This window comes from Streptomyces sp. NPDC036813, assembly GCF_055609245.1.
Window position 1 is genome coordinate 609,445 of record NZ_JBVJPV010000002.1, and the last position, 16,730, is coordinate 626,174.

A 16,730-nucleotide genomic window follows, 5' to 3' on the forward strand; every position below is an offset into this window, starting at 1 on the left:
AACTCATGAAGATCGTGCTTGCCTATTCCGGGGGTCTCGACACCTCCGTGGCACTGCACTGGCTCAAGGAACGCTACAACGCCGAGGTCATCGCGTTCTGCGCGGACATCGGGCAGCTCGAGTCCCTGGACGCCGTCAAGGAGCGCGCGCTGCGTACCGGCGCGTCGAAGGTCTACATGGAGCCGCTCGCCGACCGGTTCCTGAAGGACTTCGCGCTGCCCGCCCTGCAGGCCCACGCCCGCTATGAGAACAAGTACCTGGTGGCCGCCCCGTTGTCGCGGCCGCTGATCGCGCAGCGCATGGTCGAGATCGCGCACGCCGAAGGCGCGGACGCCGTGGCGCACGGTGCCACCGGCAAGGGAAACGACCAGGTGCGGTTCTTCACCAGCGTCACCGCGCTGGACCCGAAGCTGCAGGTGCTCGCGCCGGTCATCGACTGGGAGCTGACGACCCGTGAGTCCGAACTCGCCTACGCGCGTGAGCACGGCATCGAGGTGTCGGTCAGCAAGGAGAACCCGTACAGCATCGACACCAACATCTGGGGCACCAGCATCGAGTGCGGTGAGCTGGACGACATCAACCAGCCCCCGCCGGCACACGCCTGGCAGCTCACCGCCGACCCCAAGTCCGCCCCGGAGCGGGCGGAACAGGTGACCATCGGCTTCGACAGCGGTGTACCGGTCTCGCTCGACGGCGAGAAGCTCGAACTGACCGATCTGGTGAGCCGGCTCACCGCCACCGCCGCACGGCACGGCGTGGGACGCGTCGACATCGTCGAGAGCCGCATCGTGGGCTTCAAGACCCGCGGCATCTACGAGGCTCCCGCCGCGACCGTGCTGATGCTGGCCCACGAGGAACTCGAGGCGATCGTCCTCGACCGTGAGACGCTCCACCACAAGCAGGCCCTGGCCCTGCGCTACGCAGAACTCGCCTACTACGGCTACTGGTTCTCCGACCTGCGCCGTGGCCTCGACGGCTTCGTCTCGAGCGTGCAGCAGCAGGTCACCGGCGAGATCACCGTGGAGCTGTACAAGGGGTCGTGCACCGTCGTCAGCCGCCGCTCCCCGAACTCCCGATACAGCGGTGCCCTGGCCACCTACGAGGCCGGAGACACCTTCAACCACAAGGCGGGCGCGGGCTTCGCCTACGTATGGTCCCTGCCGCTCACGCGGCCGTGACCCGGAAGGAAGAGGCGGAACACATGCGCATCGTCTTCATGGGCTACCAGACCTGGGGACACCGGGTCCTGGAGGCACTGCTGCAGTCGGAACACGACGTGCCGCTCGTCATCACCCACCCGACGAGCAATCACGCCTACGAGACCATCTGGAACGACTCGGTCGTTCAGCTCGCGGAGCAGCACGGCATACCCGTACTCGAACGCAAGTACGCCAATGACGACGAGGTGGCCGAGCGGCTGCGGGAAGCCGCACCCGACCTCCTCGTCTCCTCGGACTGGCGTACCTGGGTCGCCCCGCACATCTACGCCCTGGCCACCCACGGCGCGATCAACGTCCACGACGCGCTGCTGCCTCGCTACGGCGGCTTCGCACCCCTCAACTGGGCGCTGGTCAACGGCGAGTCCGAGGTCGGTGTCACGGTCCACTTCATGAACGAGGACTTCGACCTCGGTGACATCGTGGTGCAAAAGCGCGTCCCGGTCGAGGACAAGGACACCGTCACCGACCTGTTCCACAAGACCGTGGAGCTGTTCGCCCCCGCGACCCTGGAAGCCATCGAGCTGATCGGCTCCGGGCGCACCGACTGGACGAAGCAGGACCCCGCGCAGGCGACCTTCTTCCACAAGCGCTCGGTGGAGGACAGTAGGATCGACTGGACCTGGCCCGCCCAGGACATCGTGAACCTGGTCCGGGCGCAGGTCGACCCGTATCCCAACGCGTTCGCCCACTTCAAGGGGCAGCGCATCCGCATCCTGTCCGCCTCGGTCTCCCAGTCCCGGCTCGGGGGCACCGTCGGCCGGGTGTTCCGCCCGGAGGGAGAGGGTGTGGCGGTGGTCTGCGGCCCCGATGCACGCAGGGGTACGGAGCGGGGGCTGGTCATCGAGCGGGTCCGCACCGACGACGGTGAGGAACACCGGGGGATCGACTTCTTCCGCACCATGGGTGGTTACGTGACGAGTCACCCGTAGCGGCGCCGTCGGCCCGCACAGGGGCGGTTTCGGTGGCGGACCGTCCGTGCCATTTTTCGACAAGGAGTTCCCGGTGAATCTGTTCCTGGCCCTCGCTTCGGCGATGGTCCTCGGCTCCGCCGACTTCGTCGGTGGCCTGGCGACCAAGCACGCCCGTGCCGTCGTGGTCGTCTGCTGGTCGAATACCGCCGGTCTGCTGACCGCGCTCGTGTTCGCCGGCGTCCTGTCCCACGGTGGCACAGGATGGTCGGAGGTCGTCTGGGGCGGAATCGCCGGGCTCTGCGGAAGCCTCGGCGCCATCCTGCTGTATCACGCTCTGGCCAACGGCGTGATGAGCCTGGTGGCGCCGACCACCGCGGCCGCCGCGGCCGCGTTGCCCGTGGTCGCCGGGGTGATGATGGGGGACCGGCTCACCGCGCTCGCCGTGGTCGGTGTCCTGTGCGCCCTCGCCTCTGTGCTCCTGGTGTCGCTGACCGGCGGCGACGACGCCGGCTCCGAACGCCGGGGCAAGATGCTCCGCAGCGTGGGGCTCGCGCTGCTGGCCGGTGCCGGCTTCGGCCTGTTCTTCGTGTTCCTGGCCCGCACGCCGAGCGACACCAGTCTGTGGCCGCTGGTGTGGGCTCGCTGCGCCTCCCTGACGCTGCTCCTCGGAGTGGGTCTGGTGCGCCGCACGCCCCTTCGGCTGCCGGTCCGCACGGCGCGCCTCGCGCTGCTCTCCGGGGTGCTCGACATGGGGTCGAGCGTTCTGTTTCTCATCGCCGTCAAGAACGGCAGTCTCGCCATCGTCGGACTACTGGCCTCTCTGTATCCCATCAGCACCGTCCTGCTGGCGCGGTTCGTCCTCAAGGAACGCATCCGCTCGGTGCAGCACATCGGCGTCGCGCTGGCCGTGGCCAGCGTGCTGCTGCTCGCCTGGAACTGACCGGTTCAGCAGAGCACAGCCCCACCTCACGACTTCCGTGGAGTTCGCATGCCCGCCACTGATCCCATAGCACCGCCGACCACCGCGTCGTACGCGGCGGCCGTCGTAAGCCCGCCGGTGGCCGACGGCGGCACCGTTCCGCTGGACGCAGTCGCCCGGCAGTGCGCACAGGCCCTCTCCGGACCGGTCAAGTACGAGCTCAAGGGTGTGACGTTCGCCCTGCCGTCCCTGCGGTCCCTGCCCATCGATCTGTGGGACCGGGTCCGCGCGGGCACCGACCCGATGGCCTCCCTGCGGGCCGTCGTGGGCGAGCAGAAGATGCGCGAGATGGCCGCTGCCGGGTTCACCCTCAGCGACCTCGACGTGATCCTCGAGGACTGGAAGCGACGCGACGGTGTCCGGCACTGAAACCTTCAGATGCGAACGGCACGGCGCAGTCGCGGTCGTGGTCTTCGCCGGCCTCCACCACGCGAACGCGCTGAGCCGGGAGCGCATGCGTGCGCTGACGATCCTGCTGAGGGAGCTCGACGCCGACGCCTCCGTCCTGGCGGTGGTGCTGCGCGCCGAGGAGGGGATGTCCTTCACGGTGGGCTGTGACTTCAACGAGACACGTCACTTCACCGACGGGACCGAAGTCGACGACTGGACCGACGACATCGCGGAGGTGTGCGCCGCGGGTCTCGCCGTGACCAAGCCGACCGTGGCGGCTCTCGACGGTCATGCCATCGGTGTCGGACTGCTGATCGCACTGACCTGCGACTACCGCATCGGCTCCGAGAGCTGCTCGCTGCGCATGCCGCACTTCCGGGTCGGGATCGCCGGCATCCTCGGCGGATACGTCCTGGAGCGCACCGCCGGCCGGCACGTGATGCAGCAGATGCTGATGACGGGTGAGTCGTGGTCGCCCGAGGCCGCGCTGGCCGACGGACTGCTGCACGAGGTGGTGCCGGACAAGGACCTCGCCGCCACGGCCCTGAAGCGGGCCGAGGACTTCGCCACCTACAGCGGTCCCGCCTTCCGCAGCACCAAGCACTTTCTGAACGAGGACCACATCCAGGGTCTCCGCAAGGCGCAGCGCGAGGCCAGGATGTCGAACCGGGCCGGTTTCGCCACGGGCCTGCCGCAGCGGCGGATGCGCACGATCCTCGGGCGGGACTGAACCGGGAGAACTCACGATGCTCACGCACAGCACGACCCACCGGCTGCCGGACTCGGTCCAGGCGGTGGAGCGGGCCGCCGACCTGCCCCGCGCGGGGTGGGACGCGCTCGCGGGCCCCGCCGACATCTTCCTCACCTGCCGCTGGCTCGACGTGGTGGAGGCGACGGCGGGCGTCCCCATGGCCTATCTGTGGATCGAACGGGACGGCGAGCCGGTCGCCTGCCTGGCCACGGCCCTGGCCACGTCCGCGGTGCCGTGGGCCCTGGGCCGGCCCGATGCCGTCCTGCGCAACAGCGTCGAGTCGGGCCTGCCGGGTGCGGCCGGGTTCCTGGCAGACCTCTCGGGCGATCCCACGACGGAGCTCATGCCCACCCTGCTCGCCGGCGGCCGGCATGTCGGACACACACGGATCCTCCAGGGCCCTCGGACCACCAGAGACGACCTGGTCCGGCTTGTCGTCGCCGCCGAAACCCTGGCACGGCGATCCGGTGCGGCCAGCGTGTGCTTCCTCTACCTGGACGCGGTGCAGGAGGACGACCGCCGACTGGCGGACGTCCTGGCCGAGCGCGGCTACCACAACTACACCTCGGGGCGCCACAGCCGCCTGCGGGTGCCGCAGGACGGATACGACGGCTATCTGGCCGCCCTGCCGCGCAAGCGCCGTGTCTCCGTGGCGGCGGAACGACGCCGGATACGGCAGTCCGGCATCGACGTGTCCGTGGAGTCCCTCGACGACGTGGACCTCGCGCGCTGCGCCGAGCTGGAGGCGGAGCTCCTCGGCAAGTACGGCATCACCTGGACGCCGGACCAGTCACTGCCCCAACTGCGGCAAGTCCGCGACTGCTTCGGGGACGACGCCTTCGCGGTCGTGGCCCGCGCCGAGGGGACCCTGCGCGGCTTCGGACTCCTCCTGCGCCGGGACGACCACTGGTACGCGCGCCAGACCGGATACGACTACGCGTACCAGCGCCGCACCGGGCTCCCGCTCTATTTCGAGCTCCTGTACTACCGGCTCGTCGAAGAGGCCGCGGCGGCGGGCGTCTCGACCATCCACTACGGCCTCGGCAGCACGGAGACCAAAAGATCCCGCGGGTGCACGGCGACCGACCAGCACTGCCACCTGTTGCGACTGGACCGGACCGCATGACCTCGGCCCACGCGAAGAACGCGGACACGCCCGACCGGGTCCTGCCACGAGGGCCCGGTGCGGTCAGATTCGGCACGGCCGGATTCGTCAACGCCGTGGGCACGGGCTTCTTCTACCCCTTCTCCCTTCTCTTCTTCACCGAGCTGTCCGGCCAGTCCCTCCCCACGGTCGGCCTGGTGCTGACGGTGACGACACTCGTGGCGCTGCCGGGGCTCTTCGCCGTCGGCCGGCTCGTGGATCGTCTCGGACCACGGCCGGTGCTGATCGGCGCAGCCGTCGTACGCGCCGTGTGCTTCATCGGATTCGTCTGTGTGCCGGGCCTGTTTCCGCTGGCTGCGTTCAGCGTGCTCCTGGCTCTGGGAAACCGCGCGGAACAGGCCGCCGGCCCCCTGCTCGCGGTGCGGCTCGCACCGGAGGGGCAGCGCAGCCGATGGCTTGCCCTGTCCAGGGTGACGTTCAACGCCGGGATGGGGACGGGTGCCCTCCTCGCGGGGCTGTTCGTCGCGGACACCGGCTCGGGCTTCGTCCTGCTCGGCGCACTGAACGCCGCCAGTTTCATGGTGACCGCCGTGCTGTACCTCGGCATACCCGCCGGGGCACCCGCAGCCCCGGCACCGGCCCGGCGTCAGACAGAGGACCGTCGCGCCCGCCCGTGGCAGGACGTCACCTATCTGCGCGTCGCGGGCGCCAACGCCCTGCTGTGGACCGCCGCGCTGGCGGTGGAGAGCGCACTGCCGGTGTTCGCCCTGGAGGAGCTCGCGCTGCCGTCCTGGACGGTGGGTGTGCTGTTCGCCGTCAACACGGCGCTGCTCACCGCCCTGCAGCTGCCCATGAGCCGGATCCTCGACAGGTTCCGCCCCGGACCGGTCCTGGCCCTCGGGGGCCTGGCCTACGTCGCGCTCTACGCGTCGGCGCTGCTCGCCGCCTCGGCACCCTCCTGGATCCGACTCGGCGTCCTGATCGCGGGGATGGTGGTGTACACGCTCGGGGAAATGGCGGTCTCGCAGGCGGCCCTGGTCATGCTGACGGGTCTCCCGCCGGAGCGGAACCAGGGTTCCTACCTGGCGTTCAACCAACTGCTCGTCGGAGTCGCCACGGCTTTCGCCCCTCTGCTGGCGACGGGCCTGCTGAGCACGGTGCCCACGGCCCTGTGGTGGGCGCTGACCGGGCTGAGCGTGCTCGCGGCCGTCCTGCCGCTGAGAACGCCCCGTCCGTGACGGCAGACGCTCAGCCGGCAGTTCACTCGCCGACGACCGGGCATCGATCACTTCCCCACCCAGGAACAGAGCAACGACCACCTGCCGAACCGTCACGAGAAGACCGCTGCCGCACTAGTCCATGAAGGCGATTTGTCGGCCGGCGCGGCGCCGTACGAAACCGCGTCGGCCGGCCAGCAAGGTGATGCCCGTCCAGCCGGCAACGCCCAGCACGAGGGTGACCAGTTCGTTGCTCGCGTCAATGTCGGAAGCCGCCTCGAGGGGAACGACGCCCTCTGGGTCACTGACCACCGTGACACGGTCGCCGACCTTCCAGTCCGGGGTCGTTGCCGTCGTAGTTCAGCGTCTCCTTCAGCTTGCCCGACCGGCCGATGAGGGTGAAGCGGTGGGCCGTACCGCCCCCATCGGCGGCGCTGTCGGCAGCGATGAGAACGCTTTGGCGGACGCCTCGGTGGTCGAGCGCGGCTTCGGGAGCGTATTGCACGGAACCGACCAGGACGAAGAGAGCCGGCAGGAAGGAGAGCAAGCCCAGCCACCATGCCTGGTGCAGGAAGCACAGCAGGATCGCGAACGTGAAGCACCCCACCAAGCCCGTGATGATCGGAATCACATCCGTGCCCAACGCCAGGTAGGAGATCCCGGCGTTGGCTGCTGCGATGAGCCAGCCGACCACCATCACCGCCAGGGTGAACAGCAGATACGCGCTGCGTTCCACTGCCGTGCCCTGCGGCTTCCGCAACGTCACTTCAGTCATATGGGCAGCATGGAGATCAGGGTTGAGCGCCACGGCATCGGACTTCGGGCGCTCCTGTCCTAGGCTGAGACCAGCGTAGTCGAGGAGCCGGGTCCAGGATGAGCAGCTGGTCGCCAGAGGTGGATGAGGTGTTGGCGGCGTCGGGATGGGTGCCTGGACGGAAGGTGGCTACCGGTCGCTGGCGATCCATGTTCGAAGCAGTCGGCCTTGCCATGCACGGCCCTGCGGAAGCCTTCCTGCAAGAGTTCGGCGGTCTGACCGTGAGCATCAGCGGGCCGGGGATCACCTGCGCCCGCACGCCGTTTGAGCTGGACCCGGAGCTGGCCCGGGGCGAGGGCGACCGGTTCTTGGAGTGGGGCAAGTCCATCGGACGTCGTCTCTTCCCTCTCGGCGAGCTTGATCACGGCCGGTTCTTCCTGGCCATCGACGAGGTTGGCGAGATCTATCTCGTCGAAACCTGGGTTGCCGGCTTCGGACCGATGCCCCAGGCCCTCGAAAGCTTGGTGCTCGGCATGGCTCCGCGCCGGGTTGATGAGGCACCGACCACCCGCGGGGCCGGCCCTTCCGGCCCGGGTGAGGTGTCAGAGCAGCCGCAGCAAGCGCGCTGTGACTGAGGGTCACCCCGAAGACCCGTGCCATCCGGCACCAGCCCGGCCTGCGAGAGCGAGAGCGATCGCGGCGAGAGTCGAACGCAACCGCTCGGTCCACCTGCTGTGCCTACGGGGCAGCCCCGGCATCTTGCTCGGCAGACGTCCGCCGTGCGAACGAAGCCGCGTGACAGAAGAATCGGCGGACCCGTAGTGCTGGAAACACCGCGTGTGATTCGGCCAGCTCCGATGGCTTTGTGCCATTCGTACGCAACCCGTCTCCAACATCGCGGGGGCGCCGCTACACAAGAAGAATGGAGCGGCGCGCTGCCGTTCCGGCGTAGTGGTGGCCGGTCGGTGGGGGAGGTCTGGACGGTTGCTGACCATCAACGTGGCAGTGCTGCTCGCGGTCATCGTCATCTGGCGACTGCGGCGGCGTACGGAGGCTCGCAGCCGCTTCGACGAGAAGCTGACCGTCGCCATCGTCCTGGCGCTCGGGGTCCTGATCGCACCTACCCCGGCGGGCCAGGGAATCCTGAACATCCTCGGGCAGCTCGCCGACGGCGTCACGCAGGCCAGCCGGTGACCCCCCGTGCGCGCAAGAGGCGGCCGACGACCAGGCGCCCGCCGGTGCGACGGCGCACCCGCCGGCCGGGCAGGCGGCGGCAGCGCGCCGACGACCGGCTGATCGGCCTCCTGGTGGCTGCTGTCTTGGGTGTCGCTCTGGTGGTGACCGTCGTCAACTGGCTGCTGGCGCACTGGTGGATCCTGGCTGTTGTCGGCGTGCTCGCGGTGTTGGCCGGCGGCGGCCGGCTGTACGCTTCTGGGGTTCTGGGCTGTGCGTTAGTGATTGGTTCACGTTGGTGCAGCTCAGCGCCGTTGATCGGGAGTCTAGCCACTTCGACAGGTGTGGTGCTGTGGCCTGAAGGGGCTGTTGGGCGGCCATCTCGTTGACGAGGCTGTAGTGGAGCCCGGGGGCACTGCGCGACCATGCGCCGGGTACTGTCGCCCGGCATTCACATTCGAGACGGAGCCGGTGCGGGTGTCGGGCACGGCAATGCGCGAAACCCTGGACCGCGCCCGGGAAGTGCGGGCACTCGGGGCCGGCCGGGTGGAGACGGGCGGGGTGCCGTCGGCGCGGATGGCGGCGCTGGCCCGGTACGGGCTGGGCTCGAAGGCTCCCACCTTGCGGGACCTGGAGGAGACCCGGAAGACCGCGACGATGCTGGCCACGGTCCGGCACCAGGAGGTCGGCCGCAGGCCGCTACGCGAACCCTCGACTGGCGGGGAGGACGACGACGAGCGGTAGGAGCGCCGATCGCGCGATGGAAGGGCTGCGCGGATAGCCGGTCTTGCGAAGGCCGTGCCCGGATGGTGACGGCATTCCTGGCGGTCCGACGCATCTCACGGGATGAACTTCACCTCTGGGAAGGCCGCGCTTGGGCCGTCGAGCAGATGTCCCCGGCGGTGTCGCAGGTGTAGGTCGAAGAACGCGAGCGGGTAGGCCTGCTGGATCCGGACCGCCCGAGCCGGATCGAGGGTGCCGATCATGTCCTGGATCTGCTGGTGGGTCATGCCGAGTACCTTGCCCGCTTGCGGGATCAGTGTCGCGTCGTCGCCGTACGTATTGTGGATGGCCCCGTCAGCCTGGATGTTCAGCCGCCAACCACGAAGGTGTGTCCAGAACTCGGCGACGTCCGGCATGGCGGCCCGGGTAAACGAGGCGGTCATCATCATGAACGGCCGGTCCAGGTCGGTCGTGATGGTCGGCTGCATCGGACCGTCGATACTGAGCCCGGCACCAACGCGCTGGTCGGCGAGCATGGTGAGCACGGTGGCGGTGCCACCCTTCGACCAGCCAAACGCGCCGATGCACCTCGGGTCGAGGGCGCCGAGCAGGCCCTGGGGCAGTGGCCTGCCGTCGACGTCGGGGTTGTGCCCGCCGGCGAGGTCCTCGACGACGTCGAGCACGAACCGGAGGTCCGTGGCGAAGTCCCGGGGCCCCAGGAACGGCGGGACTTCTGCCGGGACGGTGAGTCGGTCGTCGGGGAACTCGCTGAACGCGTCGTACGTGTGGTCGACGGTGACCACGGCGTAGCCGTGGCTGGCGAGTTCCTGGACCATGATGGTGTGGTCGCCGTGATGGCTGCCCGCGCCGTGCGAGTACACGAGGACGGGCAGGCGATGGCCCGTTTGGTGCACGGGTGCGCCGAGGTGTGCGGCGGTGAGTGGGCCGAGGGCGGGATCGAGGGGGAAGCCGACGTCCGCCAGAAACGCCCGCAGCGCACCCTGGGTCAACCAGGGAGCACGCGGCAGGTCCTTCGTCTTGCAAGCGGGGTACCAGACGCTGGCCATCAACTCGCGGTGATTCCCCGGGCCGGTCACAGGGTCCGGACGCGAGGTGTCGACGAGGTGGAGCGGCACCGTGCCCACCGGGTGCGGCCCGGTGGGCCTGGGTAGCGTGAGCTGCGACAGAACGGGGGCGGTCGAAGCCGCCCACGCCTGGCGCGCTGCGCTGATCGGCACGGCGGCCCCGACCCCCGTCACCAGTGCGGCTGCGAGCAAGCGACGGCGCGTCACGTACGCCGTGGTGACAGGTGTGATGGTCACGTGTCCTCCCTGGAATTCTTGGACGGTGTTCGGTGTGTTGTCCGGGTCCGCCGGACGTCGGCGGGAGCCGCTCACGGCTCACCACGGTTCGCCAGGGTCCGGATCAGGACTCCGGGGTTGAGATGCCGTGCTCGATCTGGTGAATGAGGCGCTTGAGCTGGGCGACCTCGTCTCGCAGGGCGCGGTCGCCCGCGGGGGTGAGGGAGAGCCAGGTGCGGGCGCGTTTGCCCTCGTAGCCCTTCTCGATATCGACCAGTCCGGCCTTCTCCAGGACGGTGAGGTGCTGGCTGAGGTTTCCGGCGGTGAGGCCGAGTGCCGTGCGCAGAAAGCCGAATTCGACTCGGCGCGCCTGGTGGGCGACGGTGAGGATGCCGAGGCGGACGCGCTGGTGGACCACGTCGTCCAGACCGGTGACGGGGTGCTGTTCGGGCTGATCGGTCATGACGCGTTGCGCCTGCGGGGCAGCTCGGCCAGGCCAAAGCCGAGGGCGCCGAGCAGGAGGAGCACGCCGGGGACGGCGTAGCGGGGCAGGAAGAACCAAGGCGAGGTGAAGGGGATCCCCGACCAACCGGTGGACAGCGGCACCAATTCGATGGCCAGATACACCACGGTGAGCAGCAGCAGGACGCGGCTGCGTTCCACCCAGGACAGCACCAGCAGCGGCAGCCCAACGGCCGTGGCGTTCCCCACGAGTCGCTCGAGGAACCTCGTCATCTCGGAGCTTGGGTCGAGGTGCAGGCCCCAGAAGTCGAGTGGTTCACCGGGCCGCGGGATCCCGTGGCGGGTGCTCCAGAAGGAGGTGGCGGCCACCACACCGAGCAGGGCGATGCCAATGAGGATGTAGGGCCGGACCGGGGTGCCGACGCCGCGGTTGCGGGAGCGGCGGATGTAGAAGAACGCCGTCGCCGCATAGGCGAGGGCAATCCCGATGGGCCAGTAGAGCGGCGACCCCTGCTTGACGACGGTGCAGCCCAAGCCTGCGGCGGGGGCGGTCGCAGGGCAGGGAACGGTCAGGACCCGGAACGTGAAGCGGCTGACCAGGATTCCCCCCACCATGAGCACGCCGAGCAGCAGGAGAGGAAACCAGGTGCCGCGCTGAGCGGCTCGGACCTTGCGGGTCAATTGACCGAGACCGGCGAGGACTTCGTGAGGCGTGCCTTGCGAGGGCATCGAAGCGTCTGTCACCCAGTCAGCTTTGCATCACAAACTAGTTATGGCAAGAAACCCGTGTGCAAGATCGGATGCGGGAAGCTGGTGGTCCAAGGTCGACCCCGCTGGCTTGCGTTGATGCCCAGGAGGTATCAAGTCCTCGTCCCAACACCTCGCTGCACGAGCGCCTGGACACCACCACCCCCGGCGGCCGGCTCATCTTCCACGTCTTCGCCGCGCTCGCCGAGTTCATCCGCGAGCTGATCGTTTCCGGCACACGCGAGGGCTTGGACACCGCACGCGCCCGCGGCCGGGTCAGCGGTCGGCCCACCGTGGCCACCCCCAAGATCATCCACGCCGTCCGCGACATGCTGCCCAACCCCGAGAACTCGATCACCTCCGATCGCCAAGCTCCTCGGGGTCAGCCCCGGCGCCCTCTACAACCACATCCCGGACCTGCAGGAGCTCCGCGCCTCCGGCCGCGTTCCGAACCAGCTCACTGGCAGCTGACCGCTCCTGCTACTGGCCGTTCTGATCCTCCCCGAAGGCCTGTTCCCTCCGGAGTGTGGTTCAGAGCCCGGGTCAGTTCACGGTTGGCGGCGCGCGCTGCGTCCAGCTCTTCGGTTCGTTCGTCTAACTGTCCTTGAAGGTCGGCGAGTTGCTGTTCCAGTTCGGTGATACGGCGCTGGAGCTGGTCGAGGTCGGCCGGGGCACCGAGGCCGGATTCGGTCCAGACGGTTGTGCCCAGCTCCTCGGACAGACGCTTCTCCAACTGCCGGACGCGCGCCGTCAGCCGGGTGTTGCGTTCAAGGGCGTTGGCGAGGTCGGCCTGGAGCGAGGCTCTGCTCACGGCCGCTGTTTTGCCTGCCTCGGCAGGGGTGGTTGCCGCTGCGTGGACGCGTTCGAGCAGGTCGCGGTGGCGATAGAGGAAGGTGCGGTCGACACGGGCGGTGCGGGCGAGCCCGGACACGGTGATGTCCTGACCGCTGCGCAGGGCCGCATCCAGGGCCTGGAGGACGCGTTCGCGGCGGCGGGCGGAGTCGGCTCGTTTCCCCTCGATCATCGGGCTGGTCACGCGGTGGGCCTTTCAGGACGCAGGTCGGGCAGGGGTTGTCGGACTCTGGGCAGGCCGAGAGAGACGACCTGGCGGGTGCGGCGGACGACCTGGACGGCTTGCTGGATCTGTGCGCGGTCCTCGGCGGTGAGCTCATCCAGGTCGGCGCGGACGCGGCTGATGAGGCGACGGACGCGGGTGATCTCCTCGTCGGACGGCATGGCCTCGCCCTTGGCCCAGTCATCCGCGCTGAAGGCGGCCAGGCGTTCGCGGCTGCGCAGCAGGTCGGCGAGGTAGGACTCCAGGTCGGGCAGGTAGGAGACGTCGGTGCGGAAGTGGCCGCAGCCCACGCAGCGGAAACGGACGGGGCAGTCGTGGCCGCCGGCGGCGACGTTGGACGGCTCGGTGCACAATCCGTAGGGAACGGCGACCTCGCCGACCGCGCGGCGCGCGTGCTCGGAGTCCAGGACGAGCTGGGCCTGGCGCCAGATCCGGCGGCCGTGCCGGTCGAACTGCATGGCCGTGACCCGCTCGACGGCCTCCCGCCGTCGTTGGTGGCTCACCCGGTAATAGCCCTGTGTCGTGCTGAGCTGACGGAGGTCCATCAGCTCTTTGAGCACGTAGGGTGCGACGCCCGCGTCGGCGTGCCGCTGGGCGTAGCTGTGCCGGTAGGCGTAGAGGAAGACGCGCGCCTTGTCGAAAGGGATCTGTTGGTTTGTGCGCCGCCCGTCGGTTTCCACGACGACGTTGAAGTAGAGGTCGGGCAGTCCGTTAACCCAGGTGCGGTGCCTTTGGGCGAGCAGGTCCTCGCAGATCGTCTTGATGCCGTGGGGATTGCTGATCTGCGTGGGCAGCAGCGCCAAGTCCTTATCACCCGGCAGCAGGAGAGCGCGCGTCGGCGCTTTCCGAACACTCCCACGAAATGCGGCGGTCGCCGCGCCGATGGGCAGGCGCCGGCGAAGGCGGTGGGACTTGTAGTTGTCGTAGATGAGGACCGGTTGGCCGTCATCATCGGCATCGAGGCAGTCCCATCGCAGATAGCTGATCTCCTGCGGTCGGCGTCCCGTGTCGATGATCAGTTCCACTGCGATCCTGATGTGCGGGGGCGCGATGGCACCCAGCGCGTCAAGCTGGGAGCAGAGTTGCCGCATGACCTCCTGCGGGAGGTTGTTGCCGGCCTCGGAATCCTCTGCCTCATCGGGGATATCCTCCTCTCTGAGGATCACGTCACCGGGCAGCCCGTCCAGGGGTTGGCCGGGGCCGGTGAGCCCCAGGGAACGCATGCGGCGCAGGACCTGGCGGAATCTGGTGATCAGCTTGTAGCGGCCGTCCGGGGACAGGGCGCCCTCCTGCTGCAGGAACGCCTGCCGGTGGAGGAAGGCGACGATGTCCGACCGGCCCAGGCGCCGGTAGTTCATCCCGTGATCGTCGCGCTGCAGCCGCAGGCTCTCCGAGAACTTCGCCAGGCTCTTGATACCGCGCTGGACCGTGATGTGTGCGCGCTTGCCGCGGCGCTGTGGCAGTTCTTCAACCGCCCATGCCTTCGCCGCTTCACGCAGCCAGGGCTGGCTGATATCAGCGAACCGGAGGTGCCCCACCATCCCGAAGACCATCAAGTCCCATACGTCCTTTAGGTGTTCGGTCTCCGGCGTCGCGCCGAGCCGGTCGACACTGGTCGTGAAGGCGGCCACCAGCTGGCACTGCAGCCGGGTCAAGCTCACGAGGTCGATCTCGGTGATCGATCGCACCTGTTGGCGACGGCCCGTGTCACACAGGGGCCTGAGCGAGTGGTCCTTGGTCTTGGCTCCGGATCGCGTCCTCTCCTGCAGACCGAAGATGATCTCTGCGACCAGCAGCTCGGGCAGGCCGCGAAGGTTGATCTCGCCGGTGATCGTGATGGGGCTCGTAGTCCTGCGCCAGGTCTCCTCATCGGCCACGCGTCCGCTGCGCGTCTCGACGCTGAGCCGGTTGCGGTGGGCCATGCAGTACAGGGTGCGTTCGTAATCCTTCTCCCGGTCGCACGCCAGCACCTGACAGATCCCGAACGACGGCAGAGCGACCACGTCCGGCCGTCGTACGAAGTCCTCGATGGGCAGCCCACTGACTCGCTGCTGATGCAGATGCGCGTAGCAAAACGGTTCCTTGGCGCTCTTGGAGGGCCGCGGACAATCACGCACGCAGCAGGCATCCTTGCCGACGTAGCGCCAAGTCCGTCTCGCCGTGGCCAAGAACTCCTCGACCGGCACCCCGGCGGCTTGCCAGCGGAAGTCACAGGTGTCGCACAGACCGTGAGACACCGCGAACTTGAACGACGTCTTGCGGCAGCCCTCCACCCGGCAGGCCACACCACCGAGCTGGACATGATCCTTCGGGAAGATCAGCCGGCCCACGGCCGGATCCCACTGCATCAGCTGCAGGAACGACGGCTCGATGGCCTCCCGCACCCGCCGCAACCGCAGGCTGCGGCCCTCCTCGACCTGAAGCGGCACCACCCGGAGGCTCATCGCGCGCTGTCGTCGCCGAAGGCCAGCCGAGGTGAGGGGACACGCTCGACGGCGTTACGTAGACGCTCCCGTTCCGGGTGAAGGTAGGGCCGCGACGACTCCGGATGCTTCTGCCCCAGCAGGGCCTGCACCTCATCCAGCGTGCCGCCCGAGTCCACGACGTTGCTGGCCATCGCATGCCGACACATCCGCGGCGTCACCCGGCGCACGAGACCGGCCCGCATGGACAGCGACTCGCACAGCTCCCCGATCGCCTCCGCACTCACCGGCGCACCCAACGGCGGACGGAACAGGTTGACCAGCAGGAAGTCGCCGCCACCCGCTCCCAGCAGGCGATGGCGTTCAACCGCATAGAGGTCGAAGGCGCGCACCACGAGGAAGTCCACCGGCATCGCCCACGACTTCTTCGACTTCGACCAGGCGTTGTTCTCGTTCTGCCTCCGCACCACATGGACGTGAGCGCCCTCGATGTCGCACCCCAGCGACCGCGAGTCCGCCATCAGGTGCAGGTCACTGCGGTGCAGTCCCGCCGTCTGCCCCGGCCGCAGTCCCACCCGGGCGAGCAGCAGCAGCGTCAACCGGTCCCGTGCTGAACGGCATGACCGGAACATCGCGACGACCTCCTCGTCGCTGGCCCGGTCCACTTCGCTCTCCGGCTCCTGCAGCCGATGACGGGCACGCAGCTGGTAACGCAGCCCGTCGCTCTCACCCCTGGCCTCCACCGGCAGGTCACGGTCGTCGCCGAGCTCATACACCTGCTCCAGCACCCAAGCCGGCGCCTCCTTGTTGACCACGGCATGGACCAGGAACATCCGAATCGCCGTAAGCACCTTGTTGATCCGGCCGTCGCCCCGCTCCGGCCGGCCCCCTGGGCCCGGAACGACCGTACGCCGCTGGCCGCCGTTCCCCGGCGTCCAGCGCAGCCACAGCACGAACAGCCCCATGTCGCGGGCGGCAGTCCGCCAGTCGCGACCGGTCCTGTCACACCAGCGCAAGAACAACGACAGGCCCTCCGCGTATGCCTTCGTCGTCGTCTCCGCCCGCCCCCGCGCCAGCCGAGTCTCTCTCAGGAAGCGATCGGGAGCCTCAACCACCCGTACCGCGCCATCCACCACAGTCCAGTACCGAACACCTGAGGGCATCCGGATAGGAAAAGCACGCACTTGTACCTCTGCTCAACGAGTCGACCGCAACGATCCATCGCAGAGCCACACCCCCTGAGAACCGCCGCCGCACCCCCAACGAGGGCACGGCGTACGACGTCACGACACGATCAGAGAACCCCCAGAGAACGCGGACCTGCCCGAGGGCCTGGTCCTCGACGGCGAGCTGGTCGTGTGGGCGGGCGACCGGATGTCCTTCGAGGCGTTGCAGCGGCGCGCGGCCGCCGACCACCACAGCACACCCCGCCTCGCGGAGGAACTGCCCGCCCACCTGATCGTCTTCGCCGCCCTCCCGCCACCGGGCCTGAGCGCCGT

Annotated in this window: 18 protein-coding genes and 1 pseudogene; 11 read left to right on the plus strand and 8 right to left on the minus strand. The window is 68.8% G+C overall.

The features are described 5' to 3' along the window. Positions 1 to 5: 5 nt before the first annotated feature. The 7 genes from ACZ67Q_RS06765 to ACZ67Q_RS06795 all read left to right on the plus strand — a co-directional run bounded on the left by ACZ67Q_RS06765 (position 6) and on the right by ACZ67Q_RS06795 (position 6,594). Positions 6 to 1,178, plus strand: coding sequence for an argininosuccinate synthase (locus tag ACZ67Q_RS06765; RefSeq protein WP_471177321.1), 1,173 nt, complete (start codon positions 6 to 8; stop codon positions 1,176 to 1,178). A gap of 23 nt (positions 1,179 to 1,201) precedes the next feature. After that, on the plus strand, positions 1,202 to 2,149 hold the full coding sequence (locus tag ACZ67Q_RS06770; protein ID WP_471177324.1) for a methionyl-tRNA formyltransferase: 948 nt from the start codon (positions 1,202 to 1,204) through the stop codon (positions 2,147 to 2,149). Between the two features lie 73 nt (positions 2,150 to 2,222). Next, positions 2,223 to 3,071, plus strand: coding sequence for an EamA family transporter (locus tag ACZ67Q_RS06775; RefSeq protein ID WP_471177326.1), 849 nt, complete (start codon positions 2,223 to 2,225; stop codon positions 3,069 to 3,071). A 48-nt stretch (positions 3,072 to 3,119) separates the two neighbouring features. Then, positions 3,120 to 3,479 (plus strand): hypothetical protein, encoded by a 360-nt coding sequence (locus ACZ67Q_RS06780; protein ID WP_471177328.1) that lies wholly within the window; start codon positions 3,120 to 3,122, stop codon positions 3,477 to 3,479. Continuing rightward, entirely contained in the window at positions 3,466 to 4,230 is a 765-nt protein-coding gene (locus tag ACZ67Q_RS06785; protein WP_471177331.1) for an enoyl-CoA hydratase/isomerase family protein, read from the plus strand. Before ACZ67Q_RS06780 ends, ACZ67Q_RS06785 begins: the two co-directional genes overlap by 14 nt. Before the next feature lie 16 nt (positions 4,231 to 4,246). Continuing rightward, positions 4,247 to 5,377, plus strand: a complete 1,131-nt coding sequence (locus tag ACZ67Q_RS06790) for a GNAT family N-acetyltransferase (RefSeq protein WP_471177334.1) — start codon at positions 4,247 to 4,249, stop codon at positions 5,375 to 5,377. Further along, positions 5,374 to 6,594: an MFS transporter gene (locus tag ACZ67Q_RS06795; RefSeq protein WP_471177337.1), complete on the plus strand. Its 1,221-nt coding sequence runs from the start codon at positions 5,374 to 5,376 to the stop codon at positions 6,592 to 6,594. Before ACZ67Q_RS06790 ends, ACZ67Q_RS06795 begins: the two co-directional genes overlap by 4 nt. Positions 6,595 to 6,708: 114 nt before the next feature. Here the strand turns inward: ACZ67Q_RS06795 and ACZ67Q_RS06800 are convergent, their stop codons facing one another. Continuing rightward, positions 6,709 to 6,885, minus strand: coding sequence for a hypothetical protein (locus ACZ67Q_RS06800; protein WP_471177339.1), 177 nt, complete (start codon positions 6,883 to 6,885; stop codon positions 6,709 to 6,711). Beyond that, positions 6,875 to 7,348 (minus strand): hypothetical protein, encoded by a 474-nt coding sequence (locus tag ACZ67Q_RS06805; RefSeq protein ID WP_471177342.1) that lies wholly within the window; start codon positions 7,346 to 7,348, stop codon positions 6,875 to 6,877. The genes ACZ67Q_RS06800 and ACZ67Q_RS06805 overlap by 11 nt, the downstream gene beginning before the upstream one ends. A gap of 98 nt (positions 7,349 to 7,446) precedes the next feature. On the opposite strand from ACZ67Q_RS06805, the gene ACZ67Q_RS06810 reads away from it, so the two are divergent. From ACZ67Q_RS06810 to ACZ67Q_RS06820, 3 genes are all read left to right on the plus strand, one after another. Continuing rightward, the gene (locus ACZ67Q_RS06810) at positions 7,447 to 7,962 is read left to right on the plus strand and encodes an SUKH-3 domain-containing protein (protein WP_471177344.1); all 516 of its coding nucleotides are present in this window, start codon (positions 7,447 to 7,449) and stop codon (positions 7,960 to 7,962) included. 349 nt (positions 7,963 to 8,311) lie between these two features. Next, positions 8,312 to 8,521 (plus strand): hypothetical protein, encoded by a 210-nt coding sequence (locus tag ACZ67Q_RS06815; protein WP_471177347.1) that lies wholly within the window; start codon positions 8,312 to 8,314, stop codon positions 8,519 to 8,521. 456 nt (positions 8,522 to 8,977) lie between these two features. Beyond that, the gene (locus ACZ67Q_RS06820; RefSeq protein ID WP_471177349.1) at positions 8,978 to 9,244 is read left to right on the plus strand and encodes a hypothetical protein; all 267 of its coding nucleotides are present in this window, start codon (positions 8,978 to 8,980) and stop codon (positions 9,242 to 9,244) included. 95 nt (positions 9,245 to 9,339) lie between these two features. Here the strand turns inward: ACZ67Q_RS06820 and ACZ67Q_RS06825 are convergent, their stop codons facing one another. From ACZ67Q_RS06825 to ACZ67Q_RS06835, 3 genes are all read right to left on the minus strand, one after another. Further along, a complete protein-coding gene (locus ACZ67Q_RS06825; protein ID WP_471177352.1) occupies positions 9,340 to 10,545 on the minus strand; it encodes an alpha/beta hydrolase family protein in 1,206 nt (401 codons plus the stop codon). 103 nt (positions 10,546 to 10,648) lie between these two features. Next, on the minus strand, positions 10,649 to 10,987 hold the full coding sequence (locus tag ACZ67Q_RS06830) for a winged helix-turn-helix domain-containing protein (RefSeq protein WP_471177355.1): 339 nt from the start codon (positions 10,985 to 10,987) through the stop codon (positions 10,649 to 10,651). Beyond that, positions 10,984 to 11,730, minus strand: a complete 747-nt coding sequence (locus ACZ67Q_RS06835; RefSeq protein ID WP_471177356.1) for a hypothetical protein — start codon at positions 11,728 to 11,730, stop codon at positions 10,984 to 10,986. Before ACZ67Q_RS06835 ends, ACZ67Q_RS06830 begins: the two co-directional genes overlap by 4 nt. Before the next feature lie 56 nt (positions 11,731 to 11,786). Between ACZ67Q_RS06835 and ACZ67Q_RS06840 the strand changes: the two are divergent. Next, positions 11,787 to 11,948: pseudogene (locus tag ACZ67Q_RS06840) on the plus strand (hypothetical protein); the annotation flags it as partial. 242 nt (positions 11,949 to 12,190) lie between these two features. Here ACZ67Q_RS06840 and ACZ67Q_RS06845 read toward each other — a convergent pair. From ACZ67Q_RS06845 to ACZ67Q_RS06855, 3 genes are read right to left on the minus strand one after another with little or no spacing between them, the layout of a single operon-like run. Beyond that, positions 12,191 to 12,769 (minus strand): DUF6262 family protein, encoded by a 579-nt coding sequence (locus tag ACZ67Q_RS06845; RefSeq protein WP_471177359.1) that lies wholly within the window; start codon positions 12,767 to 12,769, stop codon positions 12,191 to 12,193. Then, the gene (locus ACZ67Q_RS06850) at positions 12,766 to 15,252 is read right to left on the minus strand and encodes a tyrosine-type recombinase/integrase (protein ID WP_471177362.1); all 2,487 of its coding nucleotides are present in this window, start codon (positions 15,250 to 15,252) and stop codon (positions 12,766 to 12,768) included. Before ACZ67Q_RS06850 ends, ACZ67Q_RS06845 begins: the two co-directional genes overlap by 4 nt. Beyond that, positions 15,249 to 16,196: a tyrosine-type recombinase/integrase gene (locus ACZ67Q_RS06855; RefSeq protein ID WP_471177365.1), complete on the minus strand. Its 948-nt coding sequence runs from the start codon at positions 16,194 to 16,196 to the stop codon at positions 15,249 to 15,251. Before ACZ67Q_RS06855 ends, ACZ67Q_RS06850 begins: the two co-directional genes overlap by 4 nt. Positions 16,197 to 16,730: the final 534 nt, after the last annotated feature.